Here is a 23,398-nt window from a genome sequence, read left to right on the forward strand (position 1 = left end):
CACCAGGAAGCGGGGCTCCTCTCTTCCACTGCCTGAGCACCGGCCCCGACCGCAGACACGTCGTCCGACTGAACGAATGCATGTAGTTCCTTCTTCCAGACAATCCGAGATCGCGGAGTACTGTTCGAGCCCCCTCCTGCTCCCAGCCGCTTAGCGCTGTGAGGCCGCTGTGGGGCCAGCCGAGAAGACGGCATCTGTATTTTCGATCATCAGGCAAGCTCTTTGACGCGCTGTGTGCCCGACTTCTCTTCTCGGCCTCCGTCGGTGCGGGTAGGCCACGCTGCGAGCTGGAAGCGCGCCGGCCTGTCTTCGTGTTGCCCGACGCGGCATTCGTCGCCTGCCTTGCCCAACGTCTTGTTCATTCGGGTGAGGAAGCGGTCGTACTGCTCGTGCCAGATCACGGACGAGCCCGCCTCCGCATACGCGTCTCCCCTGGCGAAGGCCAGGGCCGCGATCTCGTATGCCAGGCCCTCGTGCTTCGCCCAGCAGGGCGGGATGACGTCCTGCGGCTGCCAGGCGTACGTCCTGTTCAGCCAGCGGCACACGGAATCGAGCCACGCGGGCATCGGCTCGATCAGCTCCGCTGACAGGGCGCCGATGTCCCACGGAGCGGGACCGTCGGCGGTCACGGACTCCTCCGTGCTCCGCTCCGCGATGTACTCCAGGATCAGTGCGGGCGGCTCGGGAAAGGGCTCGAAGCGGGTCAGGGTCTCGGTCATGCGGCAGCCGCTTTTTCACGGCCGGCCCACGCCACCGCGTGGGCCTTGGCCCGGTTCTTCTTCTCCGTAGCCCGCCGGGTCCGCTCGGCTTCATTGGCGGCTCTAAGGTCACGGACGTGACCCTCGATCTCGGCCCAGGAATCCCAGGTCCACATGCCGTCGAGCCGGGTGACGATCGGCGGGAGGTTGTCCGCGAGGACCAGGGCGTGCCCCTCGGGAAGGCCCCTGATCTCGTCTCCTCGAAGGACGGGTTCGAGCGCCATGTGCGTGGCCGTCGAGTGGCCGCCGCGGTCTCCGCCGGACGTGGTCTTCGTCGTGCGCTCTCGCTCGACCTGACCACACAGGTCGGACATGTCCTTCAGGAAGTCGGGGTCCTTGTCCCCGGGCAGGACGATGACGTTGTTGGTGAAGGCCGCCAGCTCCTTGGCGGTGTCGTCGCCGAAACGGGCACGAGCCGACGCCCACGCCTGGAGGCCGTAGACCACTGTGATGCCTCGGCCCCGGCCGTCGGCGACGCGTTGGCGGAGGGAGGGGATAGGCGCGATGTTCGGCGCCTCGTCCAAGGCCGCGAGGAGTGCGGGGTCGAGCCGCCCGGCCGGGGACGCGAGGGCGTGTGCCTCCGCGAAATCCAGAAGGTCTTCGGCTATCGCGGTGGTCAGGGGCGCGACGCTGTTCACCTCGCTGTCCTTACCGAGGAGGTAGAGGGTGCCCCCAGCGTCGAGGAACGCGCCGAAGTCCGTGTGGTCCTCTCCGTCTCCCTGAAGGGCGTCGATCACCGACTGGTGCATGAAGGGTTCGAGGGCCGCGTCGAGGGTCGAGGCGGTGTTGCCGACGGTGCGGCTGTCGCCGGTGGTGGCCGTGCGGAGCATGTCCGCCCAACCGGGGCCGGCGCCCGGGTGAGCGTTGAGGATGCCGGGGGTGCCGGGTCGGTCAGCTTGCGGGCCCACCGCAGAACCCAGTCGAGTGAGGCGCCGTCGAGGGCGGCGGCGTGGAAGAAGGCAGCGAGGATCTTGGACGCCTGCCCCTTGTAGAAGGCGCTGCCCTCGCTGGACTGTGCCGCACCGTTGGGGGTGCGCGAGCCCGCGACGAACGCCTTCCCGCGCATCATCGCCACCTCCGTGTCGGCGGCGCCGTTGATCGGGGTCCACCGGAAGCGCGGGAGGCTCGGTGCGATGTTCTGCGGGTCGAAGACCGCGACGGGCCGGCCCTCCCGCTGCCGCGCGTCGAGGGTGAGTTCGACCAGATCGGGCTTGGTCGAGGTGGCCAGGACCGGCCCGGCCCAGTTGCGGACGAGCGGGGCGAAGAACCTCATCGTCTTTCCGCTGCCCATCGGACCGATGACCCGGCATGCCTTGTCGGCGCGGGACCAGAGGTCGACGCCCTTCGGGCGCTGCGAGGTACCCAATGAGTAGCCGAAATCGTGAGGATCGAGGGGGTGGTGCATGACGTACTCCGGAGCGAGGTGGGCGACAAGGAGGGAGGGTCAGCGAGCGGCGGCGCGGTCCTTCGCGAAGCTCACCCCAGCTGCGCGGCGGGGGTGGCTGTCGTCGCTGGTGAGGGAGGGCCGGATCTCAGTGGCCTTCAAGACTGCTTTGGCCGACATCTGGCGCTTGAGCTGTCCCTTGCTCGCGAATCCGGCGTTGCGCCGTCCGCGGTTCAGCAGGAACCAGAGCGTTACCAAGGCCACCGCGCACACGGCCGTCACGGCGTACAGGGCCAGGGAGATTCCGCCGGGCAGGATGTCCACTAATCGGCGCTCCGGGCGACGCCGGCCGCCAGGTAGCGCATCCGCCGGCCGCACAGCCGCGACATCGACGCATCGGGCCCGGCACAGCGCGGGGGCGCGGTGTGGAAAGCGCTGTGCAGGTCCTCGGCGGCTCGCCAGATGTGGGCGACGGCCGTACGTACGCGGCCCCCGGCGGCGGAGTAGTCGCCGTGGTCCAGCACGAGGGCCAGCTCTTTCGTGCGCCGGGCGAGGTCGAGTGCTTCGGCGTGCAGCTGGTCGATGTCCTGTCGCACCGCGCGTTCGTCAGCGGGAAGCGTGGTGTGGTCGGTGGTGACGGTCATGGCGAGGGCTCGTTCCGATCTGCGTGGACGGGGTCGGCGGCGGAGAGGTGGTGGTATCCGCTCATTCGGTGTCCGGGGAGGTGCTGGCCAGGTCGGTCATCGAGCCGGAGGAGAAGCACAAGTGCTGCTCGGCCTCCACCAACAAATGCTGGACGCCCGGGTAGATCACCTCGCCGACCTTCCAAAGGGCGATCCCGCGGCGCAGACGCATGATGTGCTCGGCCGTCCAGGACGGCAGACCCAGCCGGGCCACCGTCGCTTCCGCCTCCGCCTTCTTCTGGCTGTAGATCACGATGGTGTCGGCCATCTTCAGCGCCGCTTGGGTCTCCGAGCTGTCGTCGATGTCCGACAAGTGATGAACGATGAAGATGCAGGACAGGCCGTACCCACGCGCGAACTTGAGGAACTTCTCCAGTAGCGAAGCGAGTTGGGGCGTCCCGAGGATGTGCCACGCTTCCTCACAGACGAGGATGCGCTTGCGCTGCGTGTAGCGGCGGCAGCCGGAGCCGGGGTTCGGCCCCAGCTCCCAGGCCCCGGAGTTCGCGTCGACCACGACGCGGTCGTGCTGCCCCGGCTCCGTCCCACATTCGCACAGCGGGCGCAGCCAGACCTCTTCGAGGAAGACCGAGATCACGGCGACGAGGATGGTCATGGCGACGCCACCGGACGGGACCTTGGTCAGGTCGAAAACGATCATGTCGGCGTCAAGGTCCACGCCCAGGCTGGTCGGGCCGTCGAGCATGCCCGTCAGGTCGCCGGTGTCGTCCTGTTCACTGCCGCAGAGCCGGTCCAGGACGTAGGACGCCTCCAGGCCGTCACCGAGAAGTTCGTCCCGCGTACGCTTCTTGGCCGTCGCGTCGGACTCCTCCGGGGACCGCAGCGCGGCGGAGACGTCGGCCAGGACCGGGGTCCGGCCGAGTGTTCCCGCCCGCTGGTGGGCCCTGCGGATCGCGATCCTCAGGGCAGAGCCGGCGAACTCGTCCAGGGCCTTGCCGAGACCGAGTTCAACGATCGTGCGCACCAGCTCGACTTGCCGCTTGCCCGCGATGGCCGGATCCATCGGGTTGATGCACGAGGCACCACGGCCGCCGCCGGGCGCGAACTTCACCGGGGCCTTGCCGGTCAGCGAGCGGCCGAGCGCGGCCCACTCGCCTTCTTCGCGCTCCTTCTGCTCCTTGGTGTCGAGGACGACGACCTGACGCCCGAGGCGGATCTGCCGGGCCGCGTACGTCTTGGTCAGAGCCGACTTACCCCGGCCCGTGTCCCCCATGACGATCATGTTGCCGCCGGGTAGGCCGTCACCGAACGCCGAGAACGGGCAGTAGATGAACGCCTTGCCCGAGTAAAGCTCCCGGCCGATGATCGCGCCCGCCGTGCCGAGGGTCGGCGGGGCGATCGGCAGGTAAAGGGCCTGGCTGGTGGTCGTCTCGGTGTAGAGGGGGCGGCGCACCGTCTCGTGCATCGGCGACAGCGGGGCGAGGTCGAGGAGGTCGGTCACTTGATGCCTCCGGCGAGGGGCAGGGTCGTGGCGAAGGCGCGGGCGTGTTCGAGGTCGAGCCATTCGATCCGCAGGTGCGCGTTGCGGGCGCGGGAGGCGGTGGTGCGCTTGGTGCGCTCCAGCTCTTCGGCGCTGCGCGAGGAGATGGTGGTGTAGCCGACGACGGCGGAGCCAGCCGCGCCGGAGGAGGCCAGGGTCATGCCGCGTGATCCGGTAGCGCTGGCGGCGATCTGGTCGCGCGGGTCGATGTTCTTGCCGCGCTTACGGTCGCGGTCGATCTCGGCCTGGTTGTTCGTGTCCTCCGCGAGCATTCGCTCCACGGCCTTGTCGTTGGGTTCGAGCTGCTGCGTGATCGAGATGGTGCGGATGACGTCGGGCATCCCGATCAGCAGCGGCGAGAGGAAGTCGGGGCCGACAGGGGTCGTGGGCCATCCGACGACGGCGGCCGTGGCGTGGTACCAGCTGTCCGTGGAACCTGCCGCGCGAGTGGCGACGTGGGCGCCGTCGCGGACGTCGACGTTGCGGGGGAAGGCGTGCGCCTGTCGGAGATCGGTGTCCCAGATGGCGTGATCCGGGTCGTACGAGTTGCGGATGAACGCGGTCATCCGCCCTTCGTCCAGGGGCGCGATCACAGAGAGGTCGGCGTCCTCCGCACGGGACCACAGCTCATCCAGGTACGCGGCCATGGCGGCGGCGACTCCTTCGTCACCAGTACCGCGAGCGGCACCCTCGGCCGCCAGGTCGCGGGTGAACCGGGCGTGGATGGTGATGTAGTAGCGGTGTTCCTCGGCGCTGGTCGAGACGGCGTTGGCCAGTACGTCGTACGAGTCCTTCAGCCACTGCGGGGCGTCTGTCGTCGCGGCCGACTCGTCGCGCTGCGCGATGTAACGCTGGTGGGCGTAGGGGTCCGACTTCATCTGCCGGGCCAGGACTTGGATGCGCTTCACCGGGTGTTCTTCGAGGTTCCCGAAGGCGTCGAGGAGTTCGCCCCAGCGCTCCAGGGCCACGATCTGCTCACCGACTTCCTTGCCGCCGAGGCCGGGCGAGGCGATCTCCAGAGTGGCTGTGACGCACCCGGCCTCCGGCTGGAGGACCACCACGGCCTGCTGACCGCGGACCGTAACCGGCACCCACGTCATGCCCGTGACGCCTTCCGGCTCCACAAGAGCGGCGTCCGGGGGTGTGCCGTTGGCATGCACGCCGGCCTCGACAGCCGGGGACACCCACACGCCGCCGGTACGGCGGAGCGCCTTGCGGTGGTAGCGGTTGATCCGCCACCAGCGGTAGAGGGTGCGCCGCTGGGACGTGCCCTTGGGCCGGTACGGTGCGTACACGATGACCAGGGCGAGCAGGATCGGCAGGACCAGGCACGTTGCGGCGATAGCCGTCACGCCGTTGAAGAGGTAGCCGAAGAGGATGCCGGTGACGGCGCCGCCGCCGAGGACGACCTGTTCGCCGAGGTCTCGGCGGCCGACCAGCCCTGTGGGGCGGTGCTTTCCGAACTGATACGTACGAGTCGACATGGAGGGTCACTGATCCTTGCTGGGGTTCGGTCGTCCGGGTGCCTGGCCGCCCGAGGGCCGCGACGGCGGCGCGGGCGTGACGGAGGGCCCGGAGCCCGAGGTGGTTCCTGATGCGGAGGAGGGGGAAGCGGGCGGTGTCGGGCCCGAGGTTCCCGTGCCGGTTGACGGCGGGGAGGGCGGCTGTGCTGTGCCCGATGCCCCATTGGCTCCCGGTGCGCGTCCGGCCGAGGCGTGGCCACCGGCCGAGGACCAGTCCGGAGAAGAGCCGACGACCGGGTCGGAGGTCGCTCCCTGGGGACTAGCGGCGGCCGGTGCACCGGACGTACCGGCAGTGTCCTCGCCGCCCTGCTGGCTTTCGGGTTGTTCGGCCTTGCCGCCGCCTGCGGCGTCGGTGCCCTGTGCGCCCGGGGAGCTGGTGGCCTTGTTCTTCGCCACGTCGACGCCGGCCTTGGCAATGGCGGCACCGACCGCGACCGGTCCGGCCACAGCAGTTCCGCCGCCCATCTTCGCGCCAGCGGTCTCGGCGCCAGCGGACTTGGAGCCGCCGACCAAGGAGTCCTGGACACGAGCACCCATCGCCCTGTTGGCGTGCTGGGCGGGGCCGTCGACCGCGGCGGCCGGGCCGGAGGACTGTGCACTCTTCCGGTCGTGGTGGAGACTGGCCATCTCGTCGCCGAAGGCGGGCACCCACTTGTAGAGCGTGGCGGACGCGAAGACGGCAAGCAGGAGGATCAACGCGCCGACCAGGGTCTTGGAGACCGCGTCGGACATGCTCCCCGAGGTGTCGCTGAGGATCGCGCCGCCCAGGCCCAGCAGGGCGAACAAGATCGGTTTACTCAGGCCGATGGCGAAGATGGCGCCGAACCACTTCTTTGACTTGCCCCACAGATCGCGATCGACCAGCCCGGCGTTGACGATCGGCCCGAGCGCGACGGCCACGTAGATGGCCGCGCTGCGGATCAGCAGCTCGATCCACATCAGCAGGGCGCCGCACATCATGATGAGGTTGACGACCAGCAGCTGTCCCACGCCCTCCGTGGGGTTGGCAGCCATAACCTTGAGGATGTTCTCCAGGAACGGTTTGAAGTTGCTCGTCGCGTACGGCTCGAAGACCGCCGTGACTTCGTCAATGGCCTTCATCAGCAGCGCGATTGCGCCCGGCGTCATGGCGTTGACCACAAACTGGAGGAGCAGGAAGCCGATCGCCTCGGACACGGCGGTGGTCAGGGCGACTCCGCGGATCGCTCGCTTGGCCACGGCGATCAACCAGAGAGCCACGGTGAGCAGGCTGGAGGCCGCGAAGATGATCGCGTACTGCTTCAGGAAGCCGGGGCTCGTCAGGTCGATCTTCGTGGTGTTCTGGATCAGCTCCAGCATCTTGCGCAGGAACCAGATGTTCGCCTCGGTGAGCTTCTGGAGCAGGAATCCCAGCGGGTCCTTGACGAAGTCGATAGCCGCCTTCGCCTCACACACCATCGGGATGTAGCAGAAGGGATTGGCCACCGCCGAGGGCACAAACACGAACCCGACGATCACGTTGACCATCGCCACCGCCTGGAGGCGGCGGCGCCAGCGGCCCGGGGCTCCCCGCTCGATGGTCAGCAGGCCGGGGGCGTCGTCACGCAGTCGCAGGCGCATTGCTGGCACCCCCCACGTCCGCGAAGCTGTCGGCCGGGGCCGCCTCCTGCATGGCCGGCGGAGACGGCACGAGCGGTTCGGACGGCGTGACGGCCGTCGTCTTCCAGGTGCCGTCCTCCCAGACCAGATCCACGGTCATCCGCAGGAAGGCGACCTGCGGGCGCTGCGTCTCGTCCTTCCCGGCGACGCCCCCCACCGACGCCGTCCACAGCTCCACGCTCGCGGCCTGGTCGGAGTAGGAGATCGAGCGGGTGGCGAGCGCCGCCGTCCGCGTGATCAGCTCGCTGCCGTCGGCGGTCGTCCCGTCCGCGCCGACACCGCGGTTCTCCATGACCAGACGAGCCGTCGAGTCGGTGTCCGAGGTGACCGAGTGCAGCACGCTCGACGCGGCCGTGGCCGACAGCATCCGGTGCCGCCAGTCCTCATCGGTGAAGAACCGAGGGTCGCCGTAGAGCATGGTGGCGCTGACGGCAGCGGCACGAGCGCCACGCTCGTTGTGTCCGTACGGTGCCGGGAATCCACTTCGGTCTTCGGCGCCGCTCAGCACGGGGTCTTCTGCAGCGGCCGGGACGTAGTCCGAGAAGTCGCCCGGTACGTTGGATGCCTGCCGCACGTCAATCGGAGCGACCAGTCCCGTCGAGGCCGAACTGTCCTTCAGCTTCCAGTCGTCGGACTCCCAGGTGAGGGTGACCGTCACCGAGTGGAAGCCCGTCTTCGGTGTCGCGTGCCCGGCCGTGTTGCCGCGAACTGTCGTCGTCCACAGCCGCACCATCGCCCCGTGGGCGTCGAAGCCCAGGACATGCGCCGAGAGGACACCGGTACGCGCGACGGTCTTCTTGACGGAGACCTTGGAGGTGTCGCCCCGCAGGGAGCCGACCGCGTCTTCGGCAGCGTGGTCGGCCTTCTTCACCGCCGCATCAGCCGAGCCCTTGGCCGCCATAACTGCCACCGCACGGTGTCGCGCGTCCTTGTCCGTGAGGAACTGCGAGCTCCCGTTGATCGTCGTGTAGTTGGCCGCTGCCGCCTTGGCACCGGATCGAGTGTGCGGGTAGCTGACAGGGACGCCGTGGAGCTCCCGCATGCCTTCCCCGCTCGCCTGCGGAGCCGAGTGGGCGGGTGCCGACGCGGAGGGTGCCGTGGCCGGAGGGGTGCCCGTCGTCATGCTGACGACCACCCCGGCCGCAGTGACCACGGCCGCACCGCCGGCCACGATGCCCCAGAGCTTGGCCGACGAGCGGCGCGCTCCGCTGGCTTTCGAGGAGGAAACGTTCCTCCGGGATCGGATAGGCATGGGTCACACACCCATGCCGTACGTGATGGCGAAGATGGTGCCGAAGCTGGCCACGAGGAAGACGCAGGTCAGGCCGCCGACCATCATGCCCTTGCCGCGCGAGCTGTCCATCGTGGAGTGGCCCTCACCGAACCACCCCTTCGACTTGCCGACACCGGCGAGGAAGGCACCGGCGCCGACGACCAGGACGACGGCGGCGATGACACCCAGGATGACCTTCGCCGTGCCGCCAAGCTTCCCGAAGGGGCCCCAGTCCGGCTTCACGCCGGACACAACATCGGCTCCGGCGGCGAGGGTCGTGTGCAGGGAGGGATCGGCAGCGGCAGAAAGGAGGTTGTGCATGGTTCAGCCCCTTGGTGCTGTGAGGAGTGGTTTGGGATGTTTTGGCGTGATTAGCCGACGTGCCGCATCGCGATGATCTGCGGTTTCCAGTCGCTGAGCGGCTTGATCCGCACCTGAGCCCCGGTGTGCGGTGCGTCGATGACCTGGCCGCCGCCGATGTACATGCCGACGTGCTCAGGGCCGGCGCTGCCCGGGACGCTGAACAGCAGGTCGCCCGGGACGAGTTGGGAGACGGCCTTGACGGCAGTCCCTGCGTGGACCTGGTCGTACGTGGTGCGCGGCAGGTTCACTCCCGCCGCTGACCAGGCCATCTTGGTGAGCGAGGAGCAGTCGCAGCCGCCCAAACCCTCGTACGGCATGACGCAACTGCCGCCCCACCGGTACCAAGTGCCCAGGGCCGTCTTCGCGGCCGAGATCGCGCGGGCGGCGTCCTTGCCGGCCGGTGCGTCCGGGCTGACGGCGTCGGCCCATTTCGAGGCCAGAGCGCGAATGCTGCGCACGTAGTTGCGGGTCTCGGGGTACGGGGGGATGCCGCCGTACTTGATCACCGCGCCGCCGCCCGCGTTGTACGCGGCCAGCATGTTGTCCGTCGAGTCGCCCGGCACCTTCTTGACCTCGTCGGCCAAGGTGCAGTCGTACGCGGCTTGCGCGGCGATGGCGTCGGCGGGGTTGCGGACGTCCTTGACTCCGTCGCCGTCGCCGTCCTTGCCGTGCTGGGCCCAGGTCCCCGGCATGAACTGGGCGATCCCGAGAGCGCCGACGGGTGACGTCGCGCCGGAGTTGAAGTGGCTTTCCGTGTAGAGCTGAGCCGCCAGGAGCGAGGCTGTGACCTGCGGGCACTCGCCCGCGTGCTTGTTGATCAGCTCACGGACCCAGCCCGGCACGGGAGCGTCCGTCGTGATGCCGCCACCCGGTCCGGCTTCCTGCGCGGAGGCGCTGTCGGCCCCTCCGAACGTGGTCAGCATGGCGACACCGGTGATGAGCCCGGCCGTGACGAGTCCCAGGCCAGCTTGCGTGCCCTTGTTCATCGCGGCCCCGTCACGCCCAGGGCAAGGCGGTGACGCGCCAGCCCATGGAGGTGTGCTCCAGGCGGAGCGCGAGCTGTTCGCTACTGCTGCGCGTGTGACCGGACTTCGGGGCGGTCGTGAGGGTGTAGCTCACGCGGACGAGAGCGGAGGAGGCCGTTGCCGCAGGTGCGCCGTCGGGGACGACTGCTGACGTGATCTTGGCCGTCTGATGTGCCTTCTCGGCCCGCAGGGCGGCCCAGGCGGCGTCTTGACTCGGCCGCTTCTGGGCGAGCACGCCAGCGAGTTCCCCCGAGGCGAGCCGGGCTGCCCGAGCGCCGGCATCCGCGTACGAGCTGTCGGCACCGTCGCGGGCATCGTGCTCCGTGTAGGCCGTAGTGAAGGCCCGCGCCGTCCGCTCAACGTGCTTGGGGAGTCCGGTAGCTGACGAGGAGGAGGTAGCGCTGCTGTGCGGCGTGGCCGTGTCGGGGATGCCCGCCGAGACGGAGTGCGGCTGCGCGGACACGGTCGAGGCCGCGGAGGCGTCGTTGGTCGAGGTGGAGCAGCCGGTCGACAGAAGGGTCAGGGAACCAGCCACACCTATTGCAGCTGATATGGGTATGAAACGGGTGGATCGAGGCATGCGGGAACCACAACCTTGGTGCAAGAGATTTCGGAAGTGCGAGCGGCGCGGTCCCGCGGGGACTGGGGGCCGCGCCGCTCCTTCGCAGGAAGGAGGGGGATTCCTCCTGCGGGCTTTACCGGCGAATGCCGGGGAAATCGCAAAGCAGGCCGGAGCGTATAGCTCTATCTGCCTGTCTCATCTGCGGAAGAGTTCGATCTTGTTTCGCATCTGCGAGACGGTTGAGCTGACGGGCGCGTTACTCATATCAAGGCCATCAGCCCCTTCCGTGATTCGGGCGAGATCGTGAGCAGATCTCTACGGCCGGAAAACGCCTTGTGGCGTTGGCCGTGCCTGAATCCTTGCAGGGGTTCGCGGACAACTCGAATCACGAAAAAAGCCGGAACTTAATTCCAGGAATTAAGTTCCGGCTTTCGCTCGGGGGAAGGCTTTGCGGGCCCTATGCGGCCCCGTGGCGAAGGTGCTCAATCGCCACGCCGAGCCACGGCGCGGCCGGGCCGGAAAGAAGCAGGGGTGCGCACGTGCTGTACGAGAGGACGACGGCGGACGGCTCAGCAGCGACTCCGGTCAGAAGGGCGTGGTCGAACGGCATCCACTCGCGAGCCCTCAGCGGCAGGAGCCGTACCCCGGTTGAGGTGAGCACCACTCGGGCGGCGGTGTGATCGCGCCACTGCGGAAGGGCGGCATCCTCCGCTTCCTGGCGCCGACGGGCGTCGAGTCGACCGTTGCTCACCCACCGCCGGCCGAAGGTCGGGTGATCCTCGAAATACCCGCTGGCCGAGGTCGGGTAGTCGACCTCTGTCCCGTAGAAGCGGGCGGCGGAGCACGCCACGTCCGCGAAGGCGACTTCACCGGCCGCAAGTGCAAGGCCGTCCGCTTGGACCGGCACAAGATTGCCGCCGCCCTGGAGGTGAACCGTGAGGGCGGACGCTGCCTGTACGGCATCGGCGCGGACGGCGTCCTCCGCCCGGTCGCGTCGGCGAGACCACATCGTCGTTCCTTCCTGATCAAGCTGACCGGCCGGGGCATGCACGGCGCGAGCCCCGCAGGCCCCGGGCCCGTCATGAGATGAGATCACCAGAGGGCGGTGGAGGCAGCGGCGGGTGTCCTCGTTGCCTCGTCGTCCTCTTCCTTCAGCCGGGCCAGCAGCACACCAAGACGGTCGTTGCTGATCGCCTGGTGCTTGCGGACGGCGTCCCCTACAACCTCACGACTGGTCCGTCCGGCCCGCTCGGTAGCCGCCCGCGCGATCGGCAGCAACTCTGCCAACCAGTCGTCGTCCGCCTCCCGGTCCTGGGGGCATTCCGAGTCGTCCGGGACGGACGGCTTTTCGCCGTCCGTCGGGGTCGGGACCGCCGTGGGGCCGGGGGACTTCATGCTCTCCGGCACTGCTGTGGTCGGCGCGTGGTCCGCAGGTCCGCCGCCCGGTCCGTCCGCGCTCTTACCCTCCGTCTCCTCTCCGTCCGCTCCCGCGGACGGGTGAGCCGCAGCGTCCTCCGTACGTGGTTCCACGTCGGGCAGGGGCTCGGATTTCCGCAGGTCAACGGTTACTGCGGCGGCATCCTGCGGCGCGGACGGACCGCTCGTCAACCGCCGCGGAGGCATCGATGCTGGTGCTTCCAGCGGACGAGGACCCTGCTGGACCGTGACGCGTTCGAGCGTCGGAGACTCCTCGCGGACCGGTCCGGGACCAGTGTCAGCCCGGTCCGGGACCGCCCGCTCAGCCGTCCGCGCCATCAGAATGTAGAGGTGGACCGATCCGGCCAGTGCGAGCGGCGCGAGCATCGACAGCACACCGACGACGCTGTCCGTAAGGTGCAGCGCGGACCGTCCGGCCTGCGGAGAATCGTTCAACGTGATGGCGTGCAGAGCGTTCGCGCCGAGGCTCGCCCCGGTCGCCGCGAGGAACAAGAACCAGGCGTAGAGCCGTGCGGCGAACCGCTGGTGCCGAAGGAGCACGATCGCCCGCACGCCGTAGGCAATGAACCCGTCGATGAACACCGGGAAGAGGTAGGACAAGGTCTCCCTGGCGTGGATCGCGAGGGCGATCTGACGCAGTGCGTCGTACGAGAAGGCGAAGCCGGCCGCGCCGAGCAGGATGATCGCACTGCGGTCCCAGGCCGTCATTCCGCGCAGGCTGTAGCTCTCCTGCTGTTCGGTTCCCGCCGCCGTGTCTATGTGCGCGTGTGACATCAGAGGTTGCCCCCGTCGCGCGGGCTGATGTCCTGCCAGGCAGGGGTCTGCGAGAGGAGCCGTCCGAGCTGTTCCAAAGACGTGACCTCGTGCACGTGCTGACTCGGGCAGCTCACGCACGACACCCGCAGCGAGATTCGTTCCGTGCCGCCCTGATCGGTGTAGTACAGCTCCAGGTGCTGGCCCCCGGTCGTGTCGAGCGACGCGAAGGCTTGCAGGTGTTCCTCGAAGCTGAGAAGCCCCAGTACCTCCCAGTCGAGCGTGACTGCGGCGTCCCCCAGGAGGGTGCGTGCGTACTTGGACGCTGCGGTGATCGACCTCGGACCCCAGGTGCGGAACGCGGCCTCCCGAGCGTTCTTGCGCCGTTCCTCTGCGGTGGTGAGGTGCTTGGCCGCAGCAAGCATGATCGGGTGACTCATCAGGGGCCTTCCAGAAGATCGGTAGTGCCGGGTGCGGTGCTGCCGCCGGGCTCATTGGCGAGGCGGAGGAGAACGTCCGCGTGGCACGGAGCATCAAGGGGGCATGTGCACATCAGGTCGAGCCCGCGCAGGACTCGGGCGAAGCGAGCGGCGTAGTGACGTCCGACCGGGCCCCGGAGCGTGGCGGCGAAGAGGTCCACCGACTCCGCAGCGTCCATCGGGGGACCGAGCGGGGACCGCACCCCGGCTGTGAACGGGTTCGCGTACCGGCTGCGAGGACCGACGTATGCACAGGCTGTGGACAACGCTGCGGCATCGCGGGACGCTCCGCGGAGGCGGACGGGCATTACGCCGCCCTCCCACCACGGCGCCGATCGGCGCCGATCATCGGCACGAGGGTCGTGACCATCTCGGCCAGACGGCTCGCCACGCGGGCCCCGACGAAGTCGCTCAGGTCCGGGCCGTTCTCATCGCGGGCCGGAAGGTTGGACGTGATGATCGTCGGCAAGCAGTGGTTGTACCGGTAGTTGATCAACCGGTACGTGACCTCTTCGGTCCATTCCGAAGTCTTCGCCGTGCCGAGGTCATCGAGGAGCAGGTACTGAACCCGGCTGAGCCGTTGCAGCTCGTGTTCTGCTGCCCCCATGACCTGTGACGGCCGCAGGTTGCCGTACATGTCCGCTGAGTTCACGGCGATCAGCTCGAACCGGTCCGGTCCGCCGGCCGCGATCCTCCGCATGGCCCCGTACGCCTGGTGCGTCTTGCCCGTCCCCGTGAGGCCGGTGAGGAGCAGCGCACCAGCGGCAGCGTTGTCCGTGAGTGCCCGGTCGGCCCAGTCGATGACCTTCGGCAGCGTGGCCTCAGCGTCACGGAACCGGGGAGGGGTTGCCCTCTGCCAGCGGCTCACGGCGTAGTCGGCCCGAGCCCGGCAGTGCCACTCGCGGTCTCCGGGGTTCTCTTCCGGTGCCTCGTCGGCGGGGTCGGTGTCCGGCACGACCTGAAGTCCTTTCGCAGCGAGTATTCGTTCCATTGCGCGCATCGACCTGGCGCTGCCCGCGCGTTCCGGATCTGCCATGATCAAAATCCGTTCTGGTAAGCGCTGGGGGCAGCAGTGTTCTGAAAGGGAATCCAGCCTCCGGACTGCCGACGCAACGGCACGACATTCCCCGGGGAGGCTGCTGCGGGAGCGTGTGAGGGCAGATCAGCCCAGATACGCAGCAGATAGCGGGCGGACTGCGGCGGGCGGTCGGCGTTCCATCGCCGCGCCACCATCTCGACTAGCCGTTCATTTCCCCAACGTGCTGCGAGAGCTGTTACCCGATCCCATTCCGATTCGGTCAGTCGCCAGCCGACGAGCATTCCAGCGCTTGTTATGGCTGTTACCAGCTCCTTGGCTCCGTCGGGAACCCTCACCGAGTCCTGCTTGGCGGTGGTGTTCTCTCGACGTGACCCCAGCAAGCTAGCTTGCTCTTTGGTGGTGGTAGTACTCCCGTAGGGAGTACTACCACCACGTACGCGCGAGGAAGAAACTTCCAAGTCTGTGTGCTGAAACTTCCCACTTCCGGCTTCCGGAGCGGAGTTCTGGGAGGGAAGTTCCTGGAACCTGGTTCCCTCTTCTGAATCTTCAGGGTTGGGAGTAGGAAGTTCTTTCTCTGAACCGACACGGCCAACGCCATTGCTGCACAGCAGTATCGAGTAGGTGTTCGGGTTGGACGCTCCCCCTCCCCGCTCGTGGCTGAGTTCCCCGAGCTTTGCCAGCTCTCCGAGGCACTTCGTTATCGAGCGAGGCGTAAGACGGGTGAGCGTGGATATTTCGTCCAGGGTCAGCGTGGCTTTGCCGTCGTCGTCCGCCTCACGGGCCAGGGCCAGCATGACGAGGCGTGAACCCCTGCACGACTTTGATTGCGACCAGATCAGTTCGGTTGCTATGTCGCTCATCAGTGCTCACCGCCAACTATTGCTATGCGACGGCGCAAGGAAAGGCCGAAAGAGTGGTCGTCCTCCGGGATGTAGCCATGCTGGTGCGGCTCTGGGGTGAGGTACAGCGTTTCGGTAGGAAGGTAGAAATCGTGGGCAAGACGCCAGTCTGCGACCTTGCTGAATCCGCGCCTGACCATGCGCGCCACTTCTTCTTCGGTCCTGCGGTCGATAAGCATGCGGTAGAAGTCCGATTCGAAGAGGTGGGTAACAGACCGGCGCTCGGGATAGACCCGCACGAGTGCGGCTGTAGGTGCGATCTCACGGATCGCGGCACTGATATTTGCGCGCCGAAATCCGGAGGGGCTGTTCTGAAGCATGGGGAGAACTCCCGTGAACGCAGGGTCCGCCGTGCGGAAGAATCGTTTCCTCGGGGGGAGCGTCAGGCCGCGTCTGGGACGACGTGGACCGAGGGCGTGCCCCGCCCGGCCTGCGACTTTCGGTAGCGACGGGCGAGCTTCAGCAGGTAATCGTGCGTTACCCCGAGGCCGCGAGCGACGGCGGCAGCGTCCAGTGAGGGATCAGTGGCGAAGCGCGCAATTACGGCGTCCCGGGCGGGTTTGGTCAAGGCAGCGGTGCACCCTCGAAGCGCGCCTTCTACGGATTTTTCGATGTCCCGGTCTTGCCATGCAAGCCGCAGCTCTGAACGCTCCGAAGCCAGAAGGCCGCCCCGGATTCCGTACTCGTCGTCATCCTTGAGGGATTCCACCAGACACCTGGCAGCGACGGCCAACGGGCATGACGCGCAGAGATTACGAGGACGGTTTAGGGAGATTCCCAACTTGGTTTTCACCAATTCGGGATCTTCTCTCGGTCCGTCTGCGAGAGGGACGAAAATATTGATGTCCTGATTCCCGCATCGGGCAGATTCGGCCCAGTGCTTACCCGGAGCCTTCTTAGACTCCTCCATGAGGGGCAACCAGTTTCCCTGGCGCGCAGCCTCGATGAGGCTGAATATGTCAGTGCTCATTTGTGTCTCGCGATGTTCGCAGCGCCGCGAATTGTTGCAACCGGGCGCGAGAGGAGATCAGGAATGCTTACGAGAGCGCCTAGAAGGCTGAAGCGCCATCAGTGCCGACTCGTCATCCCGTTGGGCCTTTGCGCCAGGGCTGACGAAATGCATATCGGAAATCGCGTGGAGGTCGTCCTCCGTGAACTGAACGAACTTCCCGAACTTCCGGTGCGGGAGCGTCGATATGCGCTCACGGAGCCACTTTTCCGGAATGTTCAGCCGTTCAGCGGCTTCGCTGTAACCGATGTGCAGTCGCTTGTCGCGGGAGTCCGTAGCCTGACTACCCAACAGGGCGTCCAGACCGCCGGCCTGAGCCAAGAGGCCGACCACGGTCGCGAGTCCCTGCAAGTCCGGGGCCGGGCCCGCATTCGCCGGTGCCACCGCCGCCATCATGCTTCCAGCCCTCGCAGTTCAGCGGTCCGCAGGTCGAAGGCGTGCCCACCGGATTCCGCCCATCCGGCATGAGGGAACGAGCGGATGATCCACCGGGCGATGGTGAGCGCCTTCGCCCGAGGAACGCGAAGGGTGCGTCCGCCGTCGTTCACGGCGGTGAGTCCAAGGTGGGGCCACAGGGTCCGGGGGCCCTGGAGACGCACCTGTACGACAGCGGCTTCCGGCAGCATGGACGCCAGTTGCGCCGCCAGCCGTTCGGCCGGGCCCGAAGGGATCTCCACCTTCGGGTTGCAGTCCGTAGTAGGGGACATGCGACACTCCTTTATGTGGTACGCCGCTCCGTCGTGCCGTGCGAAAGGACACGGAGTGGCCGTGCGAGTGACCAGCGCCCCTGTCGGGGGCCGCGGATCACGAGCTGTCTGGCGTCCGAGAGGTGCGAACTCTCGGGCGTCGATGGCGTTTTGAGGGGAGGGGCCGCGCCCGAGTGATGCGCGGTAGCCCGTCTCCATCAAGTCGGTCCACGATGGGAACCGCAGGTGGGCGAAGCCTGAGAGGGGTGCGAACCCCCTCGTTTTTCGCTAAGATGAAGCTATCTTGGTTCGCATCAAAAGTCAACAGTCCGAGGTTTCCTCGGGTCACCCAAAAAACGAGGTCCGATGCCAGCTCGCCGTTTCGACAGAGAACGTGTGCGCGCGGTACGTCGAGCCGCCGACGTCTCGCAGGCCGACGTGGCGGCTGCCCTCGGTGCTGCGGACTCGACCGTGGCGGGGTGGGAGTCGGGAGCGACCACACCCGATCAAGAGAAGCTGCCTGCTCTCGCCAGGGTGCTGAACCGGGATCTGGACGACCTGTTCCCGCGCGACGGCTTGCCCGATCTGACCGACCTACGCTGCGACGCCGGCCTCTACCGGTACGAGACGCGGGCGGTCATCGGGACCAAGAGCGATGGGCCGGTGGCTGGAGCTGAGCAGGGCGTGCGACGGCTCAAGGACCGGTACGTCCCTCTCCTAGCGGCTGCATATGGGGTGACCGCGGACGAGCTGAAGCGCGCCCAGGACCGGTCTTTCGGAGAGGCTGACGAGGACGCCGCCGAGGGCGAGAAGGTGCCGGGGACACTGGCTGAGAAGATCACTCTCTTGCTGGAGCGCTCCTACCCGGGCAGAACCGCTCCGGGGGATCAGGAGATCGCGGACTCGGTGAATGCCTACGCGGGTTCCCAGGTCACATCGGCCGAGGGCATCGAGGCTCTGCGGACGGGTGGAGACGACGCACCGATGCCCGTGGTCCTCGAAGGTCTGGCCAACTTCTTCGACGTCTCCAAGTTGTACTTCGAGCCGAACGAGTCCGTCGCCCGGCAGGTCTACGAAGGGCTCCGCCTCATGTCGGCGGCCAAGCAGGGCAAGGTGGGCCGAGTCCGGGCCCGTGGAATGAGTCCCGAGGGCCTGCCGGCCGATGTCCTCTCGATCCTGAACGACCTCGCCAGCGAGCTGGACAAGAAGGCCGGTCCAAGCACCAACAACTAGTGCTGCATCAGGCGGCGTTCGCCCTGGACTTTGGTGATCGTCAGGGCGTATGGGCGAGCGGGGTCAACTGCACGCCAAACTGATGTTCTGGCTCGGCGTGCGGGACACCGTCCGTGCCAAGGAACAGGTAGAAGTACTGCGTCGTCAACGGCCTCGACGGTGAGGTCTCGCCCGCGGTGGAGCCGCTTAGGGCCCCAGCAGAGTAGAAGTGCGGCAGACACTTGGGACCCCGATCGCTTGAACCCAGGCCCGCACCTCTCCCGGGTCAACTTCCTGGCGAGTGCCGAACTGCTTGTGCCGCGCGACGACCGACAGTGTCAGCACAGCCCCTTCCCGGCCAGGACGGTCCAGGAGTATGGCTTAGTCGATGATGTCCCCGACTGTGGTGAGGACAGCATGCCGGTCGGTCACCGAGCGCACCGGTCCGAAGCGGTGTGCTGACTCTCACTTCCGTGCTCGAGAACCTTCTTGCTCCGGTGTCCCCAGATACGGGCTCTACGCGACCCTTCCTCGGCACATAGTGAGACGACTGACGGACGTCTCGTGAATAACCCCAGCGCAGCGAAGCGAGAGTCAGCGCCTACGAGCGCTCTGCGGGTTTCATCACCGGGCCAAGTCCTCTCGCGAGGGAGCCCTCGCGCTCGCCGCACGGCGACGCCGGATCGACAAGCGCTTCAAGCGAACGGAGGCCCATCCGGGCCTGATGTAGGGGGTGCCCGTATTCACTGGCGCATGGCTCGTGTGGATCGCCTCCTTCTGACTGATCGAAGGCATCGCTCTACATCGGAAGCAGTCGGGTGACACCCTGTCGGAGCACGTCTGGCGGTGTTCCACACCGCGAAGGGCACCGCTCCCAGAAGACAACACGGCTACGCCGCTTCGCCCTGGTCGCCTTCCTCTCCTGGATATTTGCCCACTTCTTGACGGCGGCATGTTCTGAAGAACCGCTAGCAGTGTGGATAGCCGGGGCAATGGCTAAGCGGCTTATCCGCTTCGTTGATAGCGACGCTGACGATCACAGCGAGGAAAAGCACACAGAGGGCAATGATCACACGTACATGACGAGGCAATTTTCAGTCCCTTGACCTGTTGACTGAAGGGAGCGAGTCAATCCCCGGCCCCGTACCAAACCGCGAGGCAGTCCTTGCCCGTTCCCGAGAGCGCAGGGGAGGCGATGTCCCTTCCGTGACGCGCGGCGTCGCCCGGCCTGCAAAGGTGCAGAACGCCGACCGCAACTGGCACCCGATCGCGCGCCGTCTGTGGGACACACTGAAGTCCTCCTGGCAGGCCGACTTCTACCTAGCCTCCGACTGGGCCCTGGCCTACTCGCTCTGTGAGGGCTTCTCCTACTACAAGGCGTTGGGAAAGCGGTCAGGCCAGATGCTCCAGACGATCTACTCCGCCTTCGAGCGACTTCTTGTCGCCGAGGGCGGATCGAGCTGCACGAGCCCGAGCCCGAGGAGCAGTCGGCGGCCGCCCTCGCCATCGCTGACTACAAGCATGATCTAGGGCTCGCCCAGTAAGCGAACCCTGCTGGCGCGCACCCCAGGTCAGAGGCCGTAGATGCTCTTGTCGAAACGAGACTTGCACTTCGTGCACTGCATCTTGTTGGCGCTCGTCCGCTGCACCGTGTGCGTACCGCACACCGGACACTTCTGCCCCTTAGCCATGACGCTCCCCCCACCTGCACACCATCGCGCAACCCGTCGTCACGCATTACCTCAGAGCGTAGCGCCTGACCTGCGGACACGAGGCCGGTTCGAGCTAATGATTAATCAGCACCGGTGACACTGCATGAACTTGAGGGGAGGTGAGTCCCATCCCAGCCTTACAGCAGCAGAGATCGACGCTTTCGAACCGTCCTGCCTCGGACCGACTTGGACGAAGAAGCCTGACGGTTCCTGGGAGCTCCCCGAGCTGCTGATCTCACCACCGTGCTCGAGAACCTTCTTGCTCCGGTGTCCCCAGTTCGTGGCGCAGACCGGAGGCGAACACGGTTTGGACTCCGCTCAGTGCGGAGACATCCGTGAGCGGGTCACCGTCCACCAGGAGGAGATCCGCTCGGTAGCCGGGAGCGACCTTCCCCGTGATCTCGCCCAGGCCCAGGGCAACAGCCGCTTGCGACGTAGCCATGTCGATGATGGCGGCGTTCGACAGACCCAGGTGCGCATAGAACGACAGGGCCTGAGCAAGCCCGTTGAAGCCAGCACGCTGCACGCCTGCATCTGTCCCCGCGATCAGGCGGACTCCGGCGTCGGCCATCTGCCGCACCAGGTCGAACATCGCGTTGGCGCGCTCCTCACCGAAGAAGCGCGGGAGCATCTGCCAGTGCGGGCTTACGGCCGGGCAGACGGTGATGTCCTTCGCGATGATCTGCTGAACGACGTCGGGCCGGAAGTCCAGGCCATCGCTCGACATCCAAGTGCAGTGCTCGATGGTGTCGACGCCAGCCTCTACGGCTGAGGCGATGCCGTCGGCACCGTGGGCGTGGGCTGCGACAGGCACGCCCGCCTTGTGGGCTTCCTCCACCAGGGCGGCCAGTTCCTCCGCGGTGAACTGCGACTGGTGGCTCTTGGGGCCGTCCTTCGTCAGGCCGCCGCCGGTGACCATTGCCTTGATGACCCCTGCCCCGGCCGCGAGGTTGCGCCGTACGAGCTCGCGGATCTCGGTTTCTCCGGAGACTTCGCCGCCGAGGAAGTGGCAGTGTCCGCCCACGGTGGTCGCCGGGGTGCCCGCGGAGACGATCCTCGGTCCTCGTGTACGCCGATCGCTGATCTCCGCAGCCAGACGAAGCGCCAGTCCGCCGCGGTCGCCGAGATCGCGGACGGTGGTGACGCCACTGCGCAGGAGCAGTTCGCTGCGGCGCCGCATGTCCTCGAACAGGGCTTCATCCGTCGAGCCCTGGAGGGTGGACACCGGATCAGGTCCGCCATCGAAAGCCAGGTGAACGTGAGCGTCGATGAGCCCCGGCAGCACAGTTCCGCTGAACTCGAATCGAGGCACGTCGGCCCCGGCCCGCTCCTCGATCTCCTTGCGCGGCCCGACGGCAGAGATCGACTCGCCCTCGATGAGAACGGCACCGTCTTCCAGGTAGGTCCCCGAGTCGACGAGCACTCGTCCACCGGTAATCAGCATCGTGACTCCTTGATCTTGCGAGGTCATGCGGCTGCGCGCAGTTCGTCGGATACCGCAATCAGTTGTTTCACGTCCGACTCGCGGTCGCTCCCCAGCGCCATCGCGAGCGGGACCGCGCGGCGGGGCGCGGGGACCCCCTTCTCGATCCGAGCGGAGGCCCGGCGGAGCCGGGCGGCGAGCTCGGCGGAGTCGATGTTGAGGACTGTGCTGTCGTCACCCTCGTCCAGCAGGTACGGGCTGATGTCCACCAGGCCGTCGCGGCACTCCACGATGCGGCGGTGGTAGCGCCGGTGCACGCCACGGGCCCGCCATCGGTCCAGTGGAGCAGAGGATGCCGGCCTCAGCACGTTGTCCGGATACGCCTCCGCCAACAACTCCCACAGAGGCGAGAGGCGACGGTGAGCACGCCGGTGTTGAAGCCAGAGTCGTAGGGAGGAGATTCGCGCTCGGGCTCCGGAGTAGGTGACACCCGCGGCGAACAGCAGGATTGATGCGACCAAGAGGAAGGCCACGGCCACCATAAGAGGATGTGGCACGTCCACATCTGCTGAGCGAACGGCGACGATGACGGCTCGAATCGCGCACGCTACGGCCATCGCTCCCAGACCGACGGCGGTCATCCAGAGCCCGGTGGAGTGCGGGCGTCGGGACATGCGGGCGTATCGGCGAGTCCACCGAAACGCCATGCCGAGGGCATACATGAGGTAGAGGCCAGCGCCGCCGTAGAAGAACGCGATCTGGGGAATCGTCATGTCGGCTGTGCTGAAGCTGCCGGAGAAGACCTCGTGCGGCACCGACACCGCAGCCACAGTGATCGCGACTGCGACGACCCCGACAAGCACGGCTTCCCTGCGTGCCCGCCGACGCCCCGCTTCTTCGTCAGCAGCGGAGTAGAGGTAGAAGCACATGAGGAAGTAGACCGTCAGGAGCAACAGCACGTTCTGGATCAGCTTCGCCGTCTCGTGGCCGGCGACGGTGTCCACTCCGGACGCACCGCCCGGCATCGCTACGGGGTATGAGAGCACGGCGCAGAGCAGGCAGAGGGTGACCGAGCGAAGAGGTGCGTCATGCGGGCTTCGCTTCCACTGATAGAGCTTCCAGACCAGTGCGGCCAGGAGCCCCAGGAGCAGGAGTTCCACGAGTTACAGCCATCCTCGCCGGTCGCCAAGAGCCGCCTCGACCCGGCGCAGGGCGGGATCATCAGCCGGAGGAGTGGAGTTTGCGAGCAGGGCCGACCACTCCAGGATGATCGTCGCCACGAGTTCGACGGAGCACTCCTCGCCGTCGTCGTACGAGCAACGCTGGGCGACACGCTTGACCGCCTCAGTCCCGAAGACCGGCAGTAGGGTGGCCCACCCCTCCACGTCAACGGCCGCCGCGTCTTCATCAGGGGCGGTATCCGGCGTATCCGTCTCCACCTCGCGGGCGAAATCCTCGGCTGCCCTCTCGTTCTCCGCCACGAGGATGTGTCCGACCTCGTGCAGGATGATCCCATCCTGGTGCAGCTCGGTCGTTTCCTGCTGGTACAGGATCACGTCGTAGGTGTCGTACTCCGCCCACATCCCCGAGGGGCCGGGCTTGGGCAGCGGAGCTGCACGCAGAAACAGAGGACGCCCGCGCCGCTGGCTCAGCTTCTCGCAAAGATCGTGAACGTCGAGCGGGGGAGTGACCTCGAGGTCTTGCAGCTCCCGCCGAATCAGTTGGTGCAGATCCTTCTCCACCGTCCGGGCCGCGGCTGTACGCCAGCGCCCAAGGCGACGGCGGTTGACTCCGTCCTGAGCGGGAATCTTGGGCTTCGACGCGTCTCGACCGCTCTTATCCGACCACACTGAGTAATCCCTCCAACCGGCTGTGATGGCTCCCCCGAGCCCGGCGACACCGCGCCCATGTCGATGACGTCCGGCTCCCGGCGCCGGAAACGACCGCAGTCGGCTGCTCCTGCGCCCCACCAAACCCCCTCGCAGGGGGAGGGATGCCAGGGCATCCAGGGCTTCCCGTCTGCTCGGATGTCACGCACGCGA

Annotated in this window: 26 protein-coding genes; 2 read left to right on the forward strand and 24 right to left on the reverse strand. The window is 67.1% G+C overall.

Features of this window, described 5'->3' with window-relative positions:
• Positions 1-209 precede the first annotated feature (209 nt).
• From ACIQRW_RS27210 to ACIQRW_RS27310, 21 genes are all read right to left on the reverse strand, one after another.
• Positions 210-719 (reverse strand): hypothetical protein, encoded by a 510-nt coding sequence (locus tag ACIQRW_RS27210; RefSeq protein WP_403764887.1) that lies wholly within the window; start codon positions 717-719, stop codon positions 210-212.
• Complete coding sequence (locus ACIQRW_RS27215) at positions 716-1,588, reverse strand: type IV secretory system conjugative DNA transfer family protein (protein WP_403764889.1); 873 nt, start codon at positions 1,586-1,588, stop codon at positions 716-718. Before ACIQRW_RS27215 ends, ACIQRW_RS27210 begins: the two co-directional genes overlap by 4 nt.
• Positions 1,492-2,163, reverse strand: a complete 672-nt coding sequence (locus ACIQRW_RS27220) for a type IV secretory system conjugative DNA transfer family protein (RefSeq protein WP_403764891.1) — start codon at positions 2,161-2,163, stop codon at positions 1,492-1,494. Before ACIQRW_RS27220 ends, ACIQRW_RS27215 begins: the two co-directional genes overlap by 97 nt.
• 39 nt (positions 2,164-2,202) lie before the next feature.
• Entirely contained in the window at positions 2,203-2,466 is a 264-nt protein-coding gene (locus ACIQRW_RS27225) for a hypothetical protein (protein ID WP_381179840.1), read from the reverse strand.
• The gene (locus ACIQRW_RS27230; RefSeq protein WP_403764893.1) at positions 2,466-2,786 is read right to left on the reverse strand and encodes a DUF6238 family protein; all 321 of its coding nucleotides are present in this window, start codon (positions 2,784-2,786) and stop codon (positions 2,466-2,468) included. Before ACIQRW_RS27230 ends, ACIQRW_RS27225 begins: the two co-directional genes overlap by 1 nt.
• A gap of 61 nt (positions 2,787-2,847) precedes the next feature.
• Positions 2,848-4,284 (reverse strand): ATP/GTP-binding protein, encoded by a 1,437-nt coding sequence (locus ACIQRW_RS27235; RefSeq protein WP_403764895.1) that lies wholly within the window; start codon positions 4,282-4,284, stop codon positions 2,848-2,850.
• The gene (locus ACIQRW_RS27240) at positions 4,281-5,807 is read right to left on the reverse strand and encodes an SCO6880 family protein (protein ID WP_403764897.1); all 1,527 of its coding nucleotides are present in this window, start codon (positions 5,805-5,807) and stop codon (positions 4,281-4,283) included. The genes ACIQRW_RS27235 and ACIQRW_RS27240 overlap by 4 nt, the downstream gene beginning before the upstream one ends.
• 6 nt (positions 5,808-5,813) lie before the next feature.
• A complete protein-coding gene (locus ACIQRW_RS27245; protein ID WP_403764899.1) occupies positions 5,814-7,445 on the reverse strand; it encodes a hypothetical protein in 1,632 nt (543 codons plus the stop codon).
• A complete protein-coding gene (locus ACIQRW_RS27250; protein WP_403764901.1) occupies positions 7,426-8,736 on the reverse strand; it encodes a hypothetical protein in 1,311 nt (436 codons plus the stop codon). Before ACIQRW_RS27250 ends, ACIQRW_RS27245 begins: the two co-directional genes overlap by 20 nt.
• 3 nt (positions 8,737-8,739) lie before the next feature.
• A complete protein-coding gene (locus ACIQRW_RS27255) occupies positions 8,740-9,078 on the reverse strand; it encodes a hypothetical protein (RefSeq protein ID WP_007447287.1) in 339 nt (112 codons plus the stop codon).
• A gap of 50 nt (positions 9,079-9,128) precedes the next feature.
• The gene (locus ACIQRW_RS27260; protein ID WP_403764902.1) at positions 9,129-10,106 is read right to left on the reverse strand and encodes an NlpC/P60 family protein; all 978 of its coding nucleotides are present in this window, start codon (positions 10,104-10,106) and stop codon (positions 9,129-9,131) included.
• 10 nt (positions 10,107-10,116) lie between these two features.
• Positions 10,117-10,680, reverse strand: coding sequence for a hypothetical protein (locus ACIQRW_RS27265; protein ID WP_403764904.1), 564 nt, complete (start codon positions 10,678-10,680; stop codon positions 10,117-10,119).
• Between the two features lie 484 nt (positions 10,681-11,164).
• Positions 11,165-11,716 carry a hypothetical protein gene (locus tag ACIQRW_RS27270; RefSeq protein WP_403764906.1) on the reverse strand — a complete coding sequence of 184 codons (552 nt, stop codon included), beginning with the start codon at positions 11,714-11,716 and terminating at the stop codon, positions 11,165-11,167.
• A gap of 83 nt (positions 11,717-11,799) precedes the next feature.
• On the reverse strand, positions 11,800-12,918 hold the full coding sequence (locus ACIQRW_RS27275; protein ID WP_403764908.1) for a DUF2637 domain-containing protein: 1,119 nt from the start codon (positions 12,916-12,918) through the stop codon (positions 11,800-11,802).
• Positions 12,918-13,337: a DUF6195 family protein gene (locus tag ACIQRW_RS27280; protein ID WP_310872332.1), complete on the reverse strand. Its 420-nt coding sequence runs from the start codon at positions 13,335-13,337 to the stop codon at positions 12,918-12,920. Before ACIQRW_RS27280 ends, ACIQRW_RS27275 begins: the two co-directional genes overlap by 1 nt.
• Positions 13,337-13,684 carry a DUF4326 domain-containing protein gene (locus ACIQRW_RS27285; RefSeq protein WP_403764910.1) on the reverse strand — a complete coding sequence of 116 codons (348 nt, stop codon included), beginning with the start codon at positions 13,682-13,684 and terminating at the stop codon, positions 13,337-13,339. The genes ACIQRW_RS27280 and ACIQRW_RS27285 overlap by 1 nt, the downstream gene beginning before the upstream one ends.
• Entirely contained in the window at positions 13,684-14,331 is a 648-nt protein-coding gene (locus tag ACIQRW_RS27290; protein WP_403764912.1) for an ATP-binding protein, read from the reverse strand. Before ACIQRW_RS27290 ends, ACIQRW_RS27285 begins: the two co-directional genes overlap by 1 nt.
• A gap of 83 nt (positions 14,332-14,414) precedes the next feature.
• Complete coding sequence (locus ACIQRW_RS27295) at positions 14,415-15,275, reverse strand: hypothetical protein (RefSeq protein ID WP_403764914.1); 861 nt, start codon at positions 15,273-15,275, stop codon at positions 14,415-14,417.
• 421 nt (positions 15,276-15,696) lie between these two features.
• The gene (locus tag ACIQRW_RS27300; RefSeq protein WP_403764916.1) at positions 15,697-16,284 is read right to left on the reverse strand and encodes a WhiB family transcriptional regulator; all 588 of its coding nucleotides are present in this window, start codon (positions 16,282-16,284) and stop codon (positions 15,697-15,699) included.
• A gap of 57 nt (positions 16,285-16,341) precedes the next feature.
• Positions 16,342-16,719: a hypothetical protein gene (locus ACIQRW_RS27305; protein WP_403764917.1), complete on the reverse strand. Its 378-nt coding sequence runs from the start codon at positions 16,717-16,719 to the stop codon at positions 16,342-16,344.
• Positions 16,716-17,030: a transcriptional regulator gene (locus ACIQRW_RS27310; RefSeq protein WP_403764919.1), complete on the reverse strand. Its 315-nt coding sequence runs from the start codon at positions 17,028-17,030 to the stop codon at positions 16,716-16,718. The genes ACIQRW_RS27305 and ACIQRW_RS27310 overlap by 4 nt, the downstream gene beginning before the upstream one ends.
• 375 nt (positions 17,031-17,405) lie before the next feature.
• Between ACIQRW_RS27310 and ACIQRW_RS27315 the strand changes: the two genes are divergently transcribed.
• Entirely contained in the window at positions 17,406-18,242 is an 837-nt protein-coding gene (locus ACIQRW_RS27315) for a helix-turn-helix domain-containing protein (RefSeq protein ID WP_403764920.1), read from the forward strand.
• A gap of 1,215 nt (positions 18,243-19,457) precedes the next feature.
• On the forward strand, positions 19,458-19,751 hold the full coding sequence (locus ACIQRW_RS27320; RefSeq protein ID WP_403764922.1) for a hypothetical protein: 294 nt from the start codon (positions 19,458-19,460) through the stop codon (positions 19,749-19,751).
• Positions 19,752-20,168: 417 nt separating this feature from the next.
• Here the strand turns inward: ACIQRW_RS27320 and ACIQRW_RS27325 are convergent, their stop codons facing one another.
• From ACIQRW_RS27325 to ACIQRW_RS27335, 3 genes are read right to left on the reverse strand one after another with little or no spacing between them, the layout of a single operon-like run.
• Positions 20,169-21,377 (reverse strand): amidohydrolase family protein, encoded by a 1,209-nt coding sequence (locus tag ACIQRW_RS27325; RefSeq protein WP_403764924.1) that lies wholly within the window; start codon positions 21,375-21,377, stop codon positions 20,169-20,171.
• A gap of 23 nt (positions 21,378-21,400) precedes the next feature.
• Positions 21,401-22,516 (reverse strand): MAB_1171c family putative transporter, encoded by a 1,116-nt coding sequence (locus ACIQRW_RS27330; protein WP_403764926.1) that lies wholly within the window; start codon positions 22,514-22,516, stop codon positions 21,401-21,403.
• 3 nt (positions 22,517-22,519) lie between these two features.
• Entirely contained in the window at positions 22,520-23,098 is a 579-nt protein-coding gene (locus ACIQRW_RS27335; protein WP_403764927.1) for a hypothetical protein, read from the reverse strand.
• Between the last annotated feature and the right edge of the window lie 300 nt (positions 23,099-23,398).

Source organism: Streptomyces sp. NPDC091287 (assembly GCF_044768525.1).
In the GTDB taxonomy this organism is placed as follows: domain Bacteria; phylum Actinomycetota; class Actinomycetes; order Streptomycetales; family Streptomycetaceae; genus Streptomyces.